This window comes from Microcystis sp. M53602_WE12 (assembly GCF_030065455.1).
GTDB classification, from domain to species: domain Bacteria; phylum Cyanobacteriota; class Cyanobacteriia; order Cyanobacteriales; family Microcystaceae; genus Microcystis; species Microcystis aeruginosa.
Genome location: NZ_JASJFB010000398.1, coordinates 1 through 1,319 on the forward strand (window position 1 = coordinate 1; position 1,319 = coordinate 1,319).

At 41.3% G+C, this 1,319-nt stretch carries 1 protein-coding gene and 1 pseudogene; one reads left to right on the forward strand and one right to left on the reverse strand.

The genetic code is table 11. The features are described 5' to 3' along the window. Positions 1–450: pseudogene (locus tag PX482_RS13465) on the forward strand (IS1 family transposase); the annotation flags it as partial. A 32-nt stretch (positions 451–482) separates the two neighbouring features. Here the strand turns inward: PX482_RS13465 and PX482_RS13470 are convergent. Further along, positions 483–842 carry a hypothetical protein gene (locus PX482_RS13470; protein WP_288025191.1) on the reverse strand — a complete coding sequence of 120 codons (360 nt, stop codon included), beginning with the start codon at positions 840–842 and terminating at the stop codon, positions 483–485. Between the last annotated feature and the right edge of the window lie 477 nt (positions 843–1,319).

Here is a 1,319-nt window from a genome sequence, read left to right on the forward strand (position 1 = left end):
CGGCTGTCCCCCGTCAAATTAAGGTTTCGGACAAACCAAAAGGTAAATTGGTTAGAGAATGTGATGAGATGTGGTCTTTTGTTTTTTCTAAGACGATAAAGGTGTATATCTGGCGTTTAATTGATAGAAAGACAAGGGAAATTATTGGTTGCTATGCGCGGAGATAGGAGTCGTCAATCAGCCAAAAAACTTTGGGGTCAGTTTACCAGGCGTTGACCGACAATGTGCAGTTGCTTACACAGACTTTTGGGAGTACTATAAGACAGTAATTCCCAGTAAACGTCATCGACCAGTCGGTCAAGAAACTGGTCAAACTAATCCTATTGAAAGATTAAATAATACCTTTCGACAAAGGATTTCTCGGCTGGTGAGAGAGAGTCTATCTTTCTCTAAAAAAATGGAGAATCACGTTGGGGAGCCCTTTGGTATTTTATCCATGACTACAATGCACAGCAAAGCAAAGGATTAAGCCGCCATCACTACTACCGAATCACCACCTCGGCAGTGATAGCATCCTCGTTGCCTGGTGAATTAGTAAAGGTCACTTGAGAGACTTTGTTCGTCTCGTCATTGGACAGCGTTGCCTCGGTCGGGTTGCCCTTAACCTTAATTTTAAAGGTGCCTGCATCGGTCACGACTGGATACCGGCTCAGATTGAAGACTTTCTTGGTTCCATCCCCCTTACCAACTGGTTCATCGATGACTACATCAACAAATGGCGAATTGACTTCATCTGGCACGATGCCAATAAATCCGGGGATGCTGGTGCTGACTCTGGCGATCGCTTTGACTGCTGAAGGTACTTCTTCAACATAAACGCCAGGAGAAAGATATTGAGGCATAGCCCTCTCCTTAACAAAATATTTGCTTAATCTCCATGCTAGCACTTTTGGTCTATTGTGACTCCTCTCTACAGGGGTGACAACGAGATTAAAGTCTAGGCTGGGTGTGGGTTGTAGGTAGGGTTGATTCATTTAAATTATTAAGTACAGCTGATTTTGAGTCAATAAATTTGACTGAAGATTATCAAGTTTATCTTTTTCTAATCAAAAGAGTTAGTCACAATAACTAATCTTTAATCCTCTGCCAATATTTATTATGAATAGATTGATAAAACTTGTTAACAAGCCACGGCTCTTCGTTACTTGTTATGGTTCGATAGGGGGGCATAAATCGACTAAATCCTTATCTGGCAAAAGACTTAATTGATTAGTTCGCTCTAGATAAAAAACAATTGACAAAAATCGCTAAATGCCTTTCTATATAAGGGTTCCATCCCTTATAACCCCCGTCCATTGCATAACACAAACCGAAGAGCC